The following is a 17,247-nucleotide window of genomic DNA, read 5'->3' on the forward strand; positions in this document are numbered from 1 at the left end:
ATCCTTCCTTATTTGAATAATAGCATTTTATTACAAATTTACCCTTAATATGATATAATAAATACTGTGGAATAATATATTTTTCTTTGCCTTTAAAAGACATACAAAAGAGGTGTGAAAAATGAAAAGTATTTACTATTTGCTGTCCCTGCTTTCAGGCTTAGCTATAGCAACACAGGTAGCAATTAACGGCAAACTTCGTTCTAATCTTGGCGATCCTATGCTGACTTCTTTTATTAGTTTTTCAATAGGTGCCATAGCTCTTGCCATAGGCTTTTTTCTTTCCTTAACCTATGGAATAGGAGCAAAACCAACCTTAGCTAGCATTAAAAGTACAAGTTGGTGGATGTGGACAGGAGGAATATTCGGTGCCTTTTATGTGTTTACTACTATAATAGCTCCTCCAAAAATAGGTTTTGCCAATATGATAAGCTTAGTGATAGGTGGACAGATATTTCTTACTGTAGTTTTTGACCATTTTGGTGCCTTTGGCACTGCGATACACCATATAAGTCCCTTAAGGGCTTTAGGGATTGTCTTATTAGTAGCAGGGGTATACATTATACAAACTCATTAATAAGATTTAATTTAAATCTCCCCCACCAGTTTTATGCCGGTGGGGACTTCTTATTATTACAATCTCCTCTTTTTCACAATGATCAAACACATTTAGACAATAATATTTCAAGTTCTTTTTCCTGGATAACTTCACTATTTAAAAGTTCTTTAGCTACTAATTCAAGTTTTTTTCTATTTACTAGTATATAATTTAAGGTATCCTTATAAATACTATCAAGGATTTCCTTAGTTTCATTTAGTATAATTTCATTTTGTAAAGTTATTTCTCTATCATCAAAGCTAACCAATCCTAGTTTATCGCTCATTCCATACTTTGTTATAAGCGTTAACGCCATCCTTGTTGCTCTCTGTAAATCATTTGAGGCCCCGCCAGTTACACTGTCTTTGCCAAATATTATTTCCTCCGCTGCTCTTCCGCCTAACAATCCACTTATTTTATTTAGAAGTTCTTCCTTTGTTTGAAACATTCTTTCTTCCGGATTTATAATGGTATATCCAGCAGCTCCTTTAGTAGTTGGTATTATGGAAACTTTAGGAACGCTTTCATTATTTAACATTTTAGCTATCAGTGCGTGACCTGCTTCATGATAAGCAGTTATTTTCTTTTCTAGTTGTGTTATATTGGATCTATCCTTTTTCTCATCTCCTGCAATAATCTTATTTATTCCCCTATCTATATGTTTTAAGTTTATCTCATTACAGTTTTCTTTAATAGCATATATGGCAGCTTCATTCATTACTCCAGCTAAATCTGCCCCACTCATGTAAACAGTCTGTTTAGCTACCTGAAATAAATCTACTTCCTTTGATAAAGGCTTGTTTTTACCATGAACTTTTAGTATTTCATACCTTGCATTTAAATCAGGTAGATCTACCATCACATGTCTGTCAAACCTTCCAACCCGCAGCAACGCATCATCTAAAATATCTAGCCTGTTTGTGGCAGCTACTACAATAATATTTTCATCACTCTTAAAACCGTCCATTTCTACAAGAAGCTGATTTAAGGTTTTAAAATCTTCGCTTGTTCCTTCTATCCCTCTTTTACCACCTACAGCGTCTATTTCATCAATAAAAATTATTGCTGGAGCTTTTTCTCTAGCCCCATTAAATAAAGCTCTAATTCTAGATGCCCCTACTCCTACATATTTTTCAACGAAATTTGCACCACTGGTAGAAATAAAGGAAGCTCCTGTTTCTCCCGCTAATGCTTTTGCTAGAAGAGTCTTTCCTGTACCTGGAGGCCCATAAAGGATTATACCCTTAGGAATTTTAACTCCAAATTTTTTAAATTTCTCTGGATCTTTTAGAAATTGGATTATATCCATCATATTTTCCTTGGCTTCTTCATTTCCTGCCACATCACTGAACCTCACATTACTAGAAGGTGATTGATTAAATTCTTCGGGAAGCTTAGCTTTAGTTGATGCAGTATAAGCCTTTTTTTTCTCATTAATTGCAGAAACTTTAATGATAATCAATATAATTAAAGTAAACATTATCAAAGTAACTGCTACTGAAAGTAAACTAGCACTCTTTTCAATTTCTACTTTATGCTGTAATAGATATACCATAAACTGCATATCTCTAGGGTTCTCAAAAGTTATCCTTCTACCTGTTACTTCCTCAGCATCAAGAACAGTATCAGTTCTATTATAGTAAACTTTTTTTATCCTTCCCTTTTCCACCAAACCTTTAAATTTCTCTGTATTCATGTCTGCTTTTCCCAAATTTAATCCTAAACTGCTTTGAAACTGTGTGAAGATATCTTCAGCAGATACACTAGGATTTCTTAAAAATACAAAAGGGGAAATTACTATAGGTAGCAATATAATAGCGTATAAAAAATATGTTCCTAATTTGTTAAATTTCATTTTTTCTCTCCTTTTATAAATATGAAAAATTAATTTTTTATAGTTAAAAGAGAGAAGTATTAGCTTCTCTCTTTTATTGTTCCTATTTAATTAAAAAATCATTACATTTAATGTAAAAGTTTTTCAATTTCTATCCTATTATATTTTTAGCTTCCCTATTTACTTATTCTGAAGCCTCTGTTAGCTCACAAATAATGCTAGATAACTCCTAAGCAACCTTTCCTTATTGTTTTCCTACTGATGCAGTTTCATAGTTCTAAATAATATTTAAAAATTATACAATAAAATATTTTTATAGTAACTAACTGTATGTATAATTTTTTTTTATAATTCAACAAATTTCATAATAAAATTGTTAATATATAAACAATTAAAATTTGTTACTTTGGAGGTTTTTTATGATAATTGACACTCATATTCATGAAAGTAAATATTCCTTAGATAGTGAAATATCTCTGAAAGACATTGTAAAAAGAGCAAAAGAAATTGGACTAGATGGGGTTTGCATAACAGACCATGAAAGTAACGAAATTATGGAAGAAGCTCATGAATACTCAAAATCCACAGGTTTTTTAATTTTAGTTGGAGCGGAAATACTAACTTATCAAGGCGATATATTAGTATTTGGATTAAAAGATTTACCTAAAAAAATGCTTCCTGCTAAAGAACTAATAGAGTTAGTCCACAAAAATAAGGGGGTAGCTATAAGTGCTCATCCTTATCGAAATAACAATAGAGGCATGGGGGATTATATAAAAGTAGCTAAGTCTTTAGGCTTAAATGGCGTAGAATCTTTTAATGGCAGCACTGAGCCCCACCAGAATCTTCATGCATATTCCCTAGCTACAGAGTTAAATATACCTTCCATAGGTTCTAGCGATGCTCACGTTATTGAGAATATAGGTAAGTATGCTACTGTATTTCCTAATGGAATAAGAGATGAAAGAGACCTTATAGATGCTATAAAAGCTGGAAATGTATGTCCTGCTATGTTTAAAAATGGCCACTACAAACATATAGATATGTATAAGGAAGTTGAAAATAATTTAAAGGATAAAATTTACAGGGTTGTTTAGTGAAGATAGGCATACTGTTTCATTTTCTAAAATTAATACTATTATTACTAAAGCATTTCCATAACCGAAAAGTATACTCAATGCTTCTCGGTTATTTAATACTAGTTCGTAGGAAACTATATTATCTAGCTTACTTAAAAGTAAAAAGCCTCTCTATATCTTCAAATGCGCTTTTCCAAGACTTTTTACCAATAGCTTCCTTAAGGGTACTGTTCATAGTTAGTTTATTTTCTATTTGTTTTTTTATAGCTTTACTTAAATTATTCTCAAAAGTCGGTATGTCCTCCTCCAGTGGGCTATCTACATCTTTTAGTCTTGGCAGAGGTATATACTCTATAATGCCACTATTATTTATAGTGCTTCCCATCCATTCCTTAACCCCAGGCAGATCTGTAACTACTATTTTTAAACCGCAGGCCATAGCTTCTATTAATACTAAAGGAAGTCCTTCATAAAGGGATGGCAGTACTAATATATCACATTGCCTAAAAAGTTCTCCTAATTCCTTTTGGGGAAGAGCACCTAATATATGTATGTTAACCTCCTCTGAATTTCTTTTACATTCTTCAGTAATCTCTTTAGCTTCCTGTCCGATTCCGGAACCTGCTAAGTATAGCTCTATGTTGCAGTACTGTTGCTTTAGGAGTTTTATTGCATTAATCAGATGAGGTACACCTTTTGAATAGCTTAGCTTTCCTGCATAAATTATCTTTATCCTATCTTCCTTTTCTTTATCTTCACCTGTATAAAAGATCTCTGGGTTAAAACCTGTGCCAGCAATTCTTATATTCTTTTCCTCTATACCATACTCTTTAATTACAAGCTCCTTTTCATCTCTTTGAGAAACAATTACCCTTTCAATATTTTTACAATGATCTGTTACATATTTAATAATTTCTTTAGAGAACTTATTATCCATAGTCTTAAAAATTTCTAACTGTCTTAAGTCTGTTCCATGACAAAAGGCTATTATCCTAGTATCAGGATATTTCTCCTTAACTAGTGCTGTTAAAATCCATAAATGGTGACAGATTATTATATCTGGTTCAAAATCATAAATAGCCTTGCTTATAGCGTCAGAAAAAGCCTTTTTCCACTTTTTAAGCATATCTATATCTAAATCCCTGTATCTAGTGCTTTTATACGGCATTACATCACTCATCCCTACCACAGGAAAAGGTAATTCCTCTCTTTCAAAAACCACTGGATAAAAATTAACATTATTATTTGTATGAAAGGAATACTCTCCATCTTCTGCTGATATACCGGCAACTATAGCTTGATGATAATTTTTTCTATCCCCTTCCTTCACTAAAGACCGTAAATATATTCCACTTCCCGTTTCCCCAGGCTTCTGTGCTATTATATTTAGTATTTTTTTCATATAACTCCTCCACGCAAAAAACTTTATGTTATTTTATAGTACACTAAAGTGGATATTTTTTCTACAGTAATATTATTAAGCAAAACCTTTCCTATATATTCATTAGTGGACGTAAAAGTATGATGGGACACAAAGAGGGACTTAGAAATTAGACTTAGTATCCTATGTATGTTGGTAGTTATGTAATAAAACCTTTGGGTGCACTAAAAACAGGTGTGTAGGTAGAGGTATACTGCGTAGAAAGCTTCGAATAAGAGCTAGAAGGTCTTATGCTGGCGATTTTGAAAATGTTAACTCAAACTCAGCTTTTGAAGAAAGCATTGAGCTTGAGTTCATTTTCAAAGTTGAGCCAGCATTAGACCTTCTTCTCGAAATAAGGGCTTTCAAGCAGTGTACCTCTACTTTAACACACCGGTGTTCAGTGCACCTAAACTTTTGTTACACAATAATTTCCAAAATAGATGAGACTTCAATTGCAAGCTATTCTTTAAAGTAAGCCTTCACAAAATCCGGTGCATTATCCTCTGTGAAGACTCCAAAATCAATATTTTGTTTACTATGATTATAAAAGCCTATAAGATATTTTGCCCCTCCATCTTTTCTGTGATAATTATAAGTTCTAAGGCAAGTTTCAACCTTATCTTTATCAGTAATCTCCAGCCTCTTTACACCGCTGCTCATTATATCTGTTCTCATTTTTAACTTTCCTTCTAATTGTTTTTCATTTTGAACTTTTTCCACTGCAGCATATCCAATATCCTTTGGAAGAATTCTTGAATTCTCCAAATGCCCTTTTTTCCTTAACCATTCCTCAAATAAAACGTAGGATTTTTTCCAAGATAAATGAGCTTGCTTATCATCTCCACGGTACTTACTATCAGTAAGTCTTGGATATTTCTTCAACTTACCCTCAGCTATCATAAAGGTCATTTCTGACCAAGCTGGCTTATCATCCTTCATTTGTTCGTAGGTTTCATTATTAATATCCTGCCTTAATATTTCTATAGCTTCCTTTATATCCTCTGGTTTTAGTATAACGGTTCCTTTTCCGATGCCGCTGTCTCCAATTGGTCGAAGAGTAATCTTTTCCACATCAGCTGAATCTAAACTAAAGATATCATATTTCATATTTTTAAATTCTTTTGATTCATAAATAGGCTTAAAATATTTAACATAATCATCGTAAGATATGTTATACAATCTTTGAACTTTATTTCCGTTATTTAGCCTGTATTCAAAAACTACAGATCTTGTACTTTGCCTATTTAAATTCTTATTTTTATGCTTGTCTTCTATAAGTTTTTTATGAAAGCTTTCTATATTTTGAAGGTTTTTTTCATCACTATATAGGTCGATACTATACTTATCAGAATAGAAATTATAGTATTCATTAAAATATATACTTTCAACGTTATCTAAAGCTGGTACCCTATTTTCATATCCAGTTATATCAAATCTTATTCCCATAGAAACTATTATCATTACAGCTATATAAATTCCATATCCTTTTATACTTCTGAAAACCCAAAGAGATTTTTTCACTATCATCTCTGCAACAAAATATCCTATAAGAGAACCAATAAAAAATCCAAAGAATATCCATCTGTCACTATTTTGTACTGCTTGGAAATAAGCCCCTCCCACCAGCATAGCACAAAAAGTAACTCCATATTTAAAAACATATTGAAGACTTTTAAAGGCAATTGGGTTAGAGGCTGCTTCTAGTTTTCTTATGTTGTACACAAACTGTGAAATAAAATATAGAATAATGCATAGTAGTATATATAGTGTTACTTCAGTTAGAGTAAGGTTTTTATTATTAAAATCAAAATTTCCAAAGCCATCAAAAATTCTTACTATAGGTGAAAGCTTATTGCTTATTTCATTGACGTTATAAGCAAAACCATATATAAATAGCTTAAGTGTTTCACTAATCAATAAAGTTAAGCCAAAAGGTAAAAACATAAATATATAAGTTAATACTCCTTGCAGTACAGAGCTGCCTGTAATCATTCCCATAAATACAGCTACAAAGAAAGATACTAAAGGAAAAAGAATCATAATTCTCGACCACTGAATTGCATCATAAGCACCATAATACTGTCCTAGACCTAAAACTTTATTTAAAACTATTATTATAAGAGCATTAATTATAACTGGAGCTACTAGCGATACTACAGCAAAAGCAATATGACTTCTGTATAAGGTGTTTCTCTTAATAGGCAAACTGTGAATCATGTCCACAGAAATTTTTACTTGAATATATCTAAAAATAAATATTGCTAGTAGTACTGGTACTATTAAAGCAAAAATTCCCTGCAGTCCTCCGCCTCTAAAATAGAGTAGATCTTTTATCATATTAATGTTAGTAACATTATTAATTCTTTCATTAGTGCACAACATAAATATTTTAAGCGGAAGTAAAAATATAAGCACCATTGTGTATGCAGCACTTATCCACCCAAACCTTCTTATATCATCAAGAATTATACCTTTATTAAAAAATGATATTTTTGATTTCATATCCTACATCCCCCATCTCATAAATGAAAATTTCTTCTAAGGTTAAAGGTAAAATATCTAGGATAACCGGCTCCTCTTTCATAATATCCTTTAAAATCTCTTCTTTCTTACCTCTTACTATAAAGAGCATTATGCTTCCTCTTTTTTCTTTATATAGGACATGGCAATCTTCTAAAATTTCTGAGGTTACTTCCCTTTTAAAAGCAACTTGAATTTTATGCACATCTGATTTTAAATCATCTAAATCCTTTTCTAGTATTAAGGAACCTTTATGTAGTATTCCAATATGATCACATAAATCCTCCAGCTCCCTTAAATTATGAGAAGATATTAAAACTGTCATCTGTCTTTCCGCTACATCTTGTACTATAAGATTTTTTACCTTTTGTCTCATAACAGGATCTAGTCCATCTAAAGGTTCATCAAGAATCAACACCTCTGGCATAGCTGATAACCCAAGCCAGAAGGCAGCTTGTCTCTGCATTCCCTTAGAGAGCCTGTGTAACTTCTTATTTTCATCAATGTTAAAGACCTCTTTTAACTTTTTATATCTTTCTTCATTAAAATTGGGATACACTCTCTTGTAAAATCTAGCCATATCCTTTATGCTGTACTGGGTAAAAAAATACAGAGTATCTGGAATAAATACTAATTTTGATTTAATATCTACATTTTCAAAGACTTCTTCACCAGCTACGAAAACCCCTCCTTCATCCTGTCTATAGATACCAACTAAAGTTTTTATTAAGGTTGTCTTTCCTGCTCCATTAGAACCAACTAGTCCATAGATAGAGCCTTTGTTTACATTGATGCTTACGTTCTTTAATGCTTCTAAGTCTTCAAAAGTTTTGCTTACCTTTTTTACTTCTAGCACCTTACTTTCCCCCTTGTATCATCTCATCTATTTCTGAGACAATTTTTAAAATTTCTTCTTTTTTCATACCTAGATACATAGCCTCCGATAGAATCTTCACTAATTCTTCTTTTAACTTAGATAACTTTTCAATATTCCCGCTCTGCAACACTGCTGCCACAAAATTCCCCTTTCCTGGTACTGAATAAATGTAGCCTTGATGCTCAAGTTCCCTATATGCCTTTTGAATAGTATTAGGATTAACTGTAAGTTCATTTGCAAGACTTCTTACTGAAGGAAGTTTTTCATCCCTTTTTAAAATTTCAGTTATAATCAATTCTTTGAATTTCTCTACTAATTGTTCGTAAATAGGCAATCGACTTCTTAAATCTAATTCAAACATTTTTTCCCTCCCTCACTATTAACTATATTTACCTAACTATGTCATATACCGTATTAACTGTATTATTATTTATAGTACAGTTTTATTATATGCTACTTATTTCCTGTTGTAAATATCTATTATAGGTTTTTATCAATATAAAAGTACCTGTAGTATTGTATTTACAGGTACTTTTCACTTAAATTATAGTTTAAGCTTTTTACTATTTAAAGACTTTTCTAGGGTTAAAGTTCCAAATTCATCGAAAACCAAGATATAACATTCCTTATCTATATTAAATCTTACTCCTACTAGGTTAAACTCTAACTTCTCTTCTACATAGTCCTTAAATCCATAAAAATCATCTGGTAATTCCTTTTTAGCATTAAAGCTATACCCCAAAAAATTACACACTATTACATATTTATAACTTTTAAATGTTAACCTCCTATAGCAGTCTATCTTTGCTATATCCACACCTTCAAAATACATTTCTTTAATTTTCTGGGGTATTAATTTTGTAAAAATAACTTGTTCATTCTTATCACTTATCTGTTCTTCTACGTTGCTATGAACAATTAGGTGGAATTCATAGCTAATCACAAAATTCATCCCCTTATTTTGATTTGTAAATATTGGTACATTTTGAATGGGTATGTAATATTAATACAGTGTAAATGTACCTAGAGAAAATTTGCTATTAAAAAAGTTCCACCTAATTATATAGTATTTTAATTGTTGTTCTTGGTTACAAAAATATTAATAATGAACCCGTACTAACCAAAACTTTATTTTTTTATCGCTCCATCCAAGATCCCAAGGAGCTTTATTTCTATCTGTGTTGTGGCAGGTAACTAAGGAATAGCCTCTAGAGTCAGCTCCTGTTACAACAGAAATATGAGTGATATCTCCTTTTTTTTCATAAGCTACAAAATCACCGGGCAGGAGCTTGTAGGAAGCTTTATATACCTTATCATAATTACCATAGGCAATAATCGATGCTCTTCCACTGTAAATCATATAATTCTTAAAGGCATCAGCATTTAACCATGCACCTGTAGCATCTTTATCATCATAATTCCATGAAGAATTTTTCCTAAACTTGCCTCCCTCAAATAAAATTTGAGATGCAAAGTTTGCACAATCTCCTCCCTGTGGATTATAATCTCTATATTTTTTATTATACTTAAATCCATACTGTTCCTCACTGGCAGCTCCACAATATTGTTCTGCATATTCTATAGCCTTTTTTCTTCTTTCATTTATATTGGAAACATCTCTAAAACTCTGTGATAAAATATATTGTTTTATGGAATCTGCTTTTATGTTCTCTAGGTTTAAAGCATCTGCGAAAGGATCTTTGTACCATTCCTTCGTAATTACCCATACTCCATCTTTTTTAGCAATTTGCATTGAATGGTGAGTTCCAATTCTAGATACGTTAACCACATCTGGTGAGTCTTCATATACATACTTATATTCTGTTGAACATATTAGATAAGCAGAATATCTGTCTCCAGTGCCCTTAAGACTTCTAATTACCACCTTTGGAGTAATGCTCGTAAACTTTACCCCCTGCTTCTCCTCCCAATTATGAATGTAGTCCATTTTCTTTTTTTCGTGTTCATAGGCCCAGGTTCCATACTTAGTATCTTTGTCGTAAATAGACTCTATTAACTCTAAATCTCTGTTTACTATTGCCTTATTTCTATTGCATATTATTTCTTCTATAGCTTGAGCTATTTGCTCCTTGGAGCTTTCTTCCTCAGCTAACACCTTATTAGGGCAAAATATCTGAATTAGCAATAAGGCAAATAATATCGTTAGCTTTACTAAGATTATTTCACTTTTTTTCCTTTGAGAAAGCTTCATAATTCAATACTCCTTTACCTTGCGAAATGTTGTTAATAAAATTTCATACTTTTATTATGCCCCCAATGCTTATAAAATCGAACTATCAGTTTTATCCAAAATTTCAATTTAACTTTAAAAAACCACTCCGACTATGTCACAACTTATATTATATATCTTGGTAAAAAAACTGCTTATTTAAAGCAGCTTATACCTCCTAAGAATACTAAATTACTCTAATGATTTATTAATTTTTTCAACACAAGATTTCACGTTAACATCCTCTAAAGGCACCCCGTTATACCACAGTCTATCAAAGTCTCTTTTTACTCCAAAATATTTAGCTTTTAAGATAATTTCTGGTCTATATTCAAAATGTAGAATATCGAAATGGCCCCATTTTCCTCCCCATATAAAATTATTCCTTTCAAATATTTCTACAACCTCCCTTGGGTAACTATCTAGTCTCTTTTGGCCTTGTTCTTCATTGGCCCACTTCCAATAATCTCTTCTATCTCTAGCTAAATCAATAGCAATTCCAAAGGAATGAGGACTTAGCCTATTTGTTCCTGATATTAATCGATAATTAAAGGTTCCACTACAAGGAACTACTGCAGCCCTAATAGCTGAATTTCTTTCTATCAAAGGTGTAAGATCTTTCATGGCATTTTCTAGTGATTTTGCTGCTTTATTTTTTTCATTAAATTGAAGTATTGTATATCCGAAGTTTACCCTTACTAAATTAGATTGTATTTGCTGCTGAGAACTCCCATAGACTTCATTTAATATTCCGTATGCCCTACAGCGACCTGGATCAAAGTTTTTATCCACTAGCTTCAAATCAGTAGAAAGTGGATAAACCTGCTCCATGGTGTCTTGCAAATCCGGATTCCCTAACTTTTGTTCGTAAGTTTTTATTTTTTTATCATCATAAAGTATCCTTTTTCCTGACTTCATTACTAGATAAACAAGACCATTGTCTTCCTTAACTATATCGGAAACATATCCTGGATAAGCCATCATTAGAGAGAGGATATCCTGTTTCATATTTACTTCATAGCTATTAATGCTTGTGTATGTAGATTTATTATTGATTTGTGAAGCCTCTATTGGATAGCTTGTATTAATACACAAATAAAATAATAATATTATGCAAAGAGCTATTTTTTTCATTTCACTGCCACCACCTTAGTCTTTATAATCTATTAATTTTATTTTATATACTTACCAATACAATTCTATTGTATGTATGCATTAATGATAAAAAATAAAAGCAGCTTACCCTATTGGCAAACTACTTTTTCTTCATGTAACTATATTCAATATTTATAAACAACTTAAAAAATCGATAAAATCTTTATATCACTATTTTTTGATAAATCTATATAATTTGAGTTTACCTCAACTATTGGCTCTGTGATGTTAAAAGGCGGTATATATACAATTTGTCCTATATCCCCTGAACTTAACATAACCTTAAATCCAATATATAATGCTGATATATGGCTTAGAAATTCCTTCATTATAATTAAGTCAAAATACCTTATACCTGATATCTGAAAAAATTGAAATGCTTCAAAAGGAGTACTCCTTTTTTTATAAACTCTATCAGAAGTAATAGCATCATAAACATCTGCTATGGAAATTATTTTTGCGAATCTATTTATCTTGTCGCCCTTGGCACCAAAAGGATATCCAGAACCATCTTCTTTTTCATGGTGCATTAGTACCGCTAGTCTCTCATCCTTCGATATGTTTTTCAAAGGTTTTAGAATCTCATACCCGTATACTGTGTGTTTTTTTATTATTTCAAACTCATCTGGAGTCAATTTTCCTTTCTTATTCAATACTGTACTTTCAATCTTAATTTTTCCTATATCATGAAGAAGTGCTGCTTCTATAACCCTTAATATTTCTGTCTCTGATAAGCCTAGCCATTTACAAATAAGCATTGAATAAAAGGCAACATTTATACTGTGACTATAGGTGTATTCATCAGCATCTTTTATGCTATTTAAGCATTTAATTATATTTATATCTTCCTGTACTTCCGCGTATATTGTTTTGGACACACTATTTATTATGTCTAGGTTAACCTCTTCCCCTTTTAGCATGTTTATTAGCGACTTTTTTAAAGCAGCTATACTTCCCTTGTAATTTACTTCAAGTCTTTCCCTGGAGTCGTATTCATCTAATTTACCAGTGATCTTAGTTTCATATATCCAAAGTCCCTCTATTTTAAATTTTATAAGCTTTTTTATTATATAGTCATTTAAAGTGGTATTTTTTATTATCAATGTAGCTCCATGGTTGGTAATTACATCAAAAGCTATGACATCCCCACTTTTACAGGATGAAGTTGGTATATATATGTAATCCATAACATCCCCCTTATAGTTTTGATATAAAAATATCAAACTAAGTTTAATTCTCTCATTGTGCTTGTTAACTTATTTATCTCTATAGGTTTCTCTATGTAAGTTGCATCCTCTGTTTCTAAAGCCTTAGAAATATATTCAGTTTTTCCAAGGGCTGTAAGCATAATAATTTTAGCTTTCCTAGATTCCTCAATTTTATAATGACTTTCCATTTTTCTTATTGTTTTCAGTACTTCTATACCATCAACCTTTGGCATCATTATATCTAGACAAACTAAATCATAAGTTTCCTGTAATTCTAAGGCTAAAGAAAAGGCTTCCAGGACCTCAATTCCATCAACAGTAGTATCACATTTTCCATACTTGGAAAAAAATTTAAACATAAACTTTCTACTTGCTAAGTCATCTTCTGCTACTAAAATCTTCATCAAAATTCCTCCTGCTGACGCACCGTTAACATTTTTTATTTATTATTAATCAATAAGTTTCCTCTAGCTTCTTTAAAAACTTCTTTCCTTCTTCTAGATCCCTCCGTCTTACTGCAAGTTCAATGGCAAAAGCCAACATTTTTATATTTTTTATACCAGCACAGCTGCTTATATTTTTAATTTGCTTTGCAGCCTTTTCAGCCTTTAAAAAGTTCCCTTCTTCCAAAGCTTCTTTGATTTCCTTAACATAACCTTTAGTAAATTCTAAAAGCTGGTTATTATCACTAATAGGTTTATTATTCTTACATTTGTCTTTCATTGATGAAGCAAACTCATAACTATATGAATTCGCTTTTTCATTTTTATGGTATTTTCCACTTAAAAATTTTACACTATTTTCGAAATTTTTGTCAATCTCTTCATTGTAAAATAGCTTTGACTCATTGTTGTAATTGACATTAACCTTTGGTTGAGCTGCTTTTACAGAAGTTCGTTGAACTTTAACAGTAAAATAAAAAGTACTGCCTTTATCCTTTTGGCTTTCTACTCCTATAATTCCACCCATTATTTTTATAAGACCTTTAGAAATTATTAAACCTAAACCTGTACCACCATATCTTCTAGTTATGGATCCGTCTACCTGGCTAAATTCCTTAAATAGTTTAATCCTATCTTCTTCTGCAATCCCAATGCCTGTATCTGTTATAGCAAATACTATCTCTACAAAGTCTTCTACATTTTCAATGACTTTTACACTAAGGATAACTCGCCCTTCTTCTGTAAACTTTATAGCATTTCCAAGTATATTATTTATTACCTGCTCTAATTTATTAGCATCACCAATTATCTCTTCCGGTACGTTTGCATCCATATTCCACGTTAATATTAAATTCTTATCTTTTACGTTAACCTGGTGCATCTTTATAGAACTTTCAATCAAGTTTCTTAAATTGAATGGAGTTCTATCTACTGTCATTTTGCCAGCCTCAATTTTTGAAAAATCTAAAATATCGTTTATTATAAGTAGCAGAGAATTTGCACTGTGTTTCACAGTCTCTAAGCTATCTCTTTGATCTTCTGTTAAATTTGTTAACAGGGTTAAATCTACTAATCCTATAATGCTATTTAAAGGTGTCCTTATTTCATGACTTACGTTTGCTAAAAATGTACTTTTGGCATTACTAGCTGCCTCCGCTGCTTCCTTTGCTTCTCTTAATTCCTCTGCATTTTTCTTCTGTTCCGTTATATCACTGAAAATACAAGCAAAGCAATCCTCTTCGGGACTGTATATATATACTTGGCACCACTTATTAATATTGCCTCCTATAAAAAACTCTTTAGATTCAAATGGTTGACTTTCAATTACAGCATTAGCTACTATTTGTAAATAAAATTCTTTATAATTTTTTAAATCGAAAAATGTTTGAAAAAAGCTTTTTCCTATTAGTTCTTCTCTCTTTGTATCCACTAGTTTCTCATAGGCATTATTTACTTCCAAATATATAAAATCTATAATGTTTTTATTTCTGTCATATACTACCTTAAAATATCCAAAGGCATTATGCATATTTTTAAATAGGTTCTTATACTTAGCTTCACTTTTTTTCAGTGCCTCTTCAGATTCTCTTATAGCCCTTAAGTCTCTTACAATAGACGCCATTACATACCTTCCTTGAAGATAAAATTTAATTGCCGTTATTTCTACAGGTATATAGGTTCCATCTTTAGCTATAGTTATACGCTGAAAAGTACACTTTCCTTTTTGAAAAAACTCCTCTATTACATGAGGTAATTCTATTGAAGACTCTGGATCTTCAATGTCCCTAGGAGTCATCTTTAGAAATTCTTCTCTGCTATATCCCCAAAGCTTGCAGGCAGTGTCGTTTATTTCAATGTACTGACCTGGTTCCTCAGTTCTTCCTATTTCCTGAACAAAAATTGCAGCATCACTGTTATTAAACAATGTGCGAAACTTTTCTTCACTATCTTTTAAGGCCTTTTCTGTTGCTTTACTCATTTTCACTCACCTTTTACAAAACATATTTTAAATATGAATCATAATCTGTTCATAAATATAAGATAGTGGTACCTGCGTGTCTGCATAACCTCCTTCAAAGACAACCTTAGGCATACCGTAAACAACACAAGATTCCTCTGCCTCTGCAATTACATGACCTTCATAATGCTTCACTAACTTACAACCTTCTAATCCGTCATTTCCCATACCAGTAAGAATTACAGATAATAGCTTATCTTTATAAATAGGAGCCAAGGACTTAAGGGTTACATTTATAGATGGTTTATATAATATATCTTTAACTAACTTATCACTTACATTAAAAATAGCAGTTCCGTCTTGTCTTCTATTTATTGTTGTCTGAAATCCAGAAGGTGCTATATAAATATTTCCTGCCTCTATTATCTCACCATCTTCTATTTCTTTAACATTAAGATTACACAGAGTATTAAACCTCTCAGCTAGAGATTTTGTAAAACCAGGAGGCATGTGCTGCATTACAATAATAGGAACGTTAAAATCCTTTGGGAATCTAGGAAGTATAGCCTGCAAGGCAGAGGGACCTCCCGTAGAACAGCCTATAGCTACTAAATCTACTTTATGCATTGGAAGGGATTTAGTAGTTCTATTTTCCTCTTCTACCTTTTTACCAATACTTTCTTTTGCTATATTACTTTTCTTCTCTGCAATAGTCCTTATTCTATATAAAAAATCCTTTTCTATCTCATTCGTTATATCTTCACCTATTAAATCCTCTTTTAGAAAGAAGTCTGCAGCACCTAATTCTAAGGCTTTAATAGTAGATTCTGTCTCTTTATCTGTATGCTTACTTATCATTACAACAGGTACAGGATAATTCTTCATTATAATCTCTAGTGCAGCTAAGCCATCCATCTCTGGCATTTCTATATCCATGGTCACAAGATCTGGCTTTAGTCGCTGTACCTTTTCTATAGCATCTGCACCATTTCTAGCAATACCTAGGATGAAAAACTGGCAATCTTTCTCAATTAATTTACTTACACATCTTCTCATAAAGGAAGAGTCATCCACCACTAACACTCCAAATTTTTTCATAAGAGTTATCCCTCCTTTCTATAATAAAAAGTAGAATCAGTATAAATAGCTTTAAATCCAGTATTCATACCAGTTATAGTTTCAGCGTGGCCTAATAGTAAGTAACCACCAGGCTTTAATATATTATAAAAGGAATGAATTATCTTCTTAATAGTTTCTTGGTCAAAATATATTAGTACATTTCTACAGAATACAATATCCATCTCTTCCATTTTTTCAACAAGATTTGAATCAAGAAGGTTTATATTTTTAAATTCTACTTTATCTTTAATAATATCTTTTACGGCATATTCTTCCTCTAAATGTAAAAAATATTTATCTAACATTTCTTGAGGCATCTTACGAAAGGAAAAGGATTTTTTGTTATATACCCCTTTTTTTGCTTTGCTAAGCACCTTTTTATCTATATCTGATGCAATAATTTTTACTGTATTAGCTCCAAAGACTTTACTTTCCTCACAGAGCATGGACAAGGTATATGGTTCTTCTCCAGTGGAGCAGGCTGCGCTCCAAATACGAAGTGGGTTACTTAAAGAATATTCTTTAAACCGAGGCAGAATACTATCCTTAAACTCTTTTAAAAGGTTCTCTTCACGGAAAAAGTAAGTTTCATTAATAGTGATCAGTTGTATAAGATTATCCCATTCCCCCTTCTCCATCTTTAGAAATCCGCAATATTCCCAAGGTGATAGAGCTAACTCTACCAACCTGTTTGCTATTTTGGATTGAAGAAGGGAAATATTATTTAAAAAATTGATTCCACAATAATTGTATATTTCTTTAGCTAACTGCTGTAGTCCTATGTCATTACTCATCAGAGTAACC

General features: G+C 31.7%; 15 protein-coding genes. 2 read left to right on the top strand and 13 right to left on the bottom strand.

Annotated features, from left to right (window positions below; all coding sequences use genetic code 11):
- The first annotated feature begins 121 nt into the window (after nucleotides 1-121).
- Nucleotides 122-577 (top strand): DMT family transporter, encoded by a 456-nt coding sequence (locus P8V03_RS05050; protein ID WP_318797013.1) that lies wholly within the window; start codon nucleotides 122-124, stop codon nucleotides 575-577.
- Nucleotides 578-659: 82 nt separating this feature from the next.
- On the opposite strand, the gene P8V03_RS05055 is transcribed toward P8V03_RS05050, so the two are convergent.
- On the bottom strand, nucleotides 660-2,453 hold the full coding sequence (locus tag P8V03_RS05055) for an ATP-dependent metallopeptidase FtsH/Yme1/Tma family protein (protein WP_318797014.1): 1,794 nt from the start codon (nucleotides 2,451-2,453) through the stop codon (nucleotides 660-662).
- A 398-nt stretch (nucleotides 2,454-2,851) separates the two neighbouring features.
- Here P8V03_RS05055 and P8V03_RS05060 point away from each other — a divergent pair, with 398 nt between their 5' ends.
- Nucleotides 2,852-3,529 carry a PHP domain-containing protein gene (locus tag P8V03_RS05060; RefSeq protein WP_261672150.1) on the top strand — a complete coding sequence of 226 codons (678 nt, stop codon included), beginning with the start codon at nucleotides 2,852-2,854 and terminating at the stop codon, nucleotides 3,527-3,529.
- Nucleotides 3,530-3,659: 130 nt separating this feature from the next.
- Here the strand turns inward: P8V03_RS05060 and P8V03_RS05065 are convergent, their stop codons facing one another.
- The 12 genes from P8V03_RS05065 to P8V03_RS05120 all read right to left on the bottom strand — a co-directional run bounded on the left by P8V03_RS05065 (nucleotide 3,660) and on the right by P8V03_RS05120 (nucleotide 17,237).
- Nucleotides 3,660-4,913 (bottom strand): glycosyltransferase family 4 protein, encoded by a 1,254-nt coding sequence (locus P8V03_RS05065; RefSeq protein ID WP_318797015.1) that lies wholly within the window; start codon nucleotides 4,911-4,913, stop codon nucleotides 3,660-3,662.
- A 480-nt stretch (nucleotides 4,914-5,393) separates the two neighbouring features.
- The gene (locus P8V03_RS05070; protein WP_318797016.1) at nucleotides 5,394-7,436 is read right to left on the bottom strand and encodes a DUF6449 domain-containing protein; all 2,043 of its coding nucleotides are present in this window, start codon (nucleotides 7,434-7,436) and stop codon (nucleotides 5,394-5,396) included.
- The gene (locus P8V03_RS05075; RefSeq protein WP_318797017.1) at nucleotides 7,411-8,310 is read right to left on the bottom strand and encodes an ABC transporter ATP-binding protein; all 900 of its coding nucleotides are present in this window, start codon (nucleotides 8,308-8,310) and stop codon (nucleotides 7,411-7,413) included. The genes P8V03_RS05070 and P8V03_RS05075 overlap by 26 nt, the downstream gene beginning before the upstream one ends.
- Nucleotide 8,311: 1 nt before the next feature.
- Nucleotides 8,312-8,692 (bottom strand): GntR family transcriptional regulator, encoded by a 381-nt coding sequence (locus P8V03_RS05080; RefSeq protein WP_318797018.1) that lies wholly within the window; start codon nucleotides 8,690-8,692, stop codon nucleotides 8,312-8,314.
- A 183-nt stretch (nucleotides 8,693-8,875) separates the two neighbouring features.
- Entirely contained in the window at nucleotides 8,876-9,274 is a 399-nt protein-coding gene (locus P8V03_RS05085) for a hypothetical protein (RefSeq protein ID WP_318797019.1), read from the bottom strand.
- A gap of 156 nt (nucleotides 9,275-9,430) precedes the next feature.
- Nucleotides 9,431-10,543 carry an amidase domain-containing protein gene (locus P8V03_RS05090; RefSeq protein WP_318797020.1) on the bottom strand — a complete coding sequence of 371 codons (1,113 nt, stop codon included), beginning with the start codon at nucleotides 10,541-10,543 and terminating at the stop codon, nucleotides 9,431-9,433.
- Between the two features lie 210 nt (nucleotides 10,544-10,753).
- Complete coding sequence (locus tag P8V03_RS05095; RefSeq protein WP_318797021.1) at nucleotides 10,754-11,695, bottom strand: M15 family metallopeptidase; 942 nt, start codon at nucleotides 11,693-11,695, stop codon at nucleotides 10,754-10,756.
- 164 nt (nucleotides 11,696-11,859) lie between these two features.
- Nucleotides 11,860-12,903, bottom strand: coding sequence for an HD-GYP domain-containing protein (locus tag P8V03_RS05100; RefSeq protein ID WP_318797022.1), 1,044 nt, complete (start codon nucleotides 12,901-12,903; stop codon nucleotides 11,860-11,862).
- A gap of 32 nt (nucleotides 12,904-12,935) precedes the next feature.
- Entirely contained in the window at nucleotides 12,936-13,328 is a 393-nt protein-coding gene (locus tag P8V03_RS05105) for a response regulator (protein WP_261672140.1), read from the bottom strand.
- 49 nt (nucleotides 13,329-13,377) lie between these two features.
- On the bottom strand, nucleotides 13,378-15,345 hold the full coding sequence (locus tag P8V03_RS05110) for an ATP-binding protein (RefSeq protein ID WP_318797023.1): 1,968 nt from the start codon (nucleotides 15,343-15,345) through the stop codon (nucleotides 13,378-13,380).
- A 27-nt stretch (nucleotides 15,346-15,372) separates the two neighbouring features.
- Entirely contained in the window at nucleotides 15,373-16,422 is a 1,050-nt protein-coding gene (locus P8V03_RS05115) for a protein-glutamate methylesterase/protein-glutamine glutaminase (RefSeq protein WP_318797024.1), read from the bottom strand.
- A 5-nt stretch (nucleotides 16,423-16,427) separates the two neighbouring features.
- The gene (locus tag P8V03_RS05120) at nucleotides 16,428-17,237 is read right to left on the bottom strand and encodes a CheR family methyltransferase (RefSeq protein ID WP_318797025.1); all 810 of its coding nucleotides are present in this window, start codon (nucleotides 17,235-17,237) and stop codon (nucleotides 16,428-16,430) included.
- Nucleotides 17,238-17,247 lie beyond the last annotated feature (10 nt).

Origin of the sequence: Clostridium tanneri (assembly GCF_033659955.1) — a bacterium.
Lineage (GTDB): Bacteria > Bacillota > Clostridia > Clostridiales > Clostridiaceae > Clostridium_AM > Clostridium_AM tanneri.

Bases quoted from the DNA above. Each gene is read 5' to 3' on its own strand.
- P8V03_RS05050 (WP_318797013.1), top strand. From the start codon at position 122: ATGAAAAGTATTTACTATTTGCTGTCCCTGCTTTCAGGCTTAGCTATA.
- P8V03_RS05055 (WP_318797014.1), bottom strand. From the start codon at position 2,453: ATGAAATTTAACAAATTAGGAACATATTTTTTATACGCTATTATATTG.
- P8V03_RS05060 (WP_261672150.1), top strand. From the start codon at position 2,852: ATGATAATTGACACTCATATTCATGAAAGTAAATATTCCTTAGATAGT.
- P8V03_RS05065 (WP_318797015.1), bottom strand. From the start codon at position 4,913: ATGAAAAAAATACTAAATATAATAGCACAGAAGCCTGGGGAAACGGGA.
- P8V03_RS05070 (WP_318797016.1), bottom strand. From the start codon at position 7,436: ATGAAATCAAAAATATCATTTTTTAATAAAGGTATAATTCTTGATGAT.
- P8V03_RS05080 (WP_318797018.1), bottom strand. From the start codon at position 8,692: ATGTTTGAATTAGATTTAAGAAGTCGATTGCCTATTTACGAACAATTA.
- P8V03_RS05090 (WP_318797020.1), bottom strand. From the start codon at position 10,543: ATGAAGCTTTCTCAAAGGAAAAAAAGTGAAATAATCTTAGTAAAGCTA.
- P8V03_RS05095 (WP_318797021.1), bottom strand. From the start codon at position 11,695: ATGAAAAAAATAGCTCTTTGCATAATATTATTATTTTATTTGTGTATT.
- P8V03_RS05100 (WP_318797022.1), bottom strand. From the start codon at position 12,903: ATGGATTACATATATATACCAACTTCATCCTGTAAAAGTGGGGATGTC.
- P8V03_RS05105 (WP_261672140.1), bottom strand. From the start codon at position 13,328: ATGAAGATTTTAGTAGCAGAAGATGACTTAGCAAGTAGAAAGTTTATG.
- P8V03_RS05110 (WP_318797023.1), bottom strand. From the start codon at position 15,345: ATGAGTAAAGCAACAGAAAAGGCCTTAAAAGATAGTGAAGAAAAGTTT.
- P8V03_RS05115 (WP_318797024.1), bottom strand. From the start codon at position 16,422: ATGAAAAAATTTGGAGTGTTAGTGGTGGATGACTCTTCCTTTATGAGA.
- P8V03_RS05120 (WP_318797025.1), bottom strand. From the start codon at position 17,237: ATGAGTAATGACATAGGACTACAGCAGTTAGCTAAAGAAATATACAAT.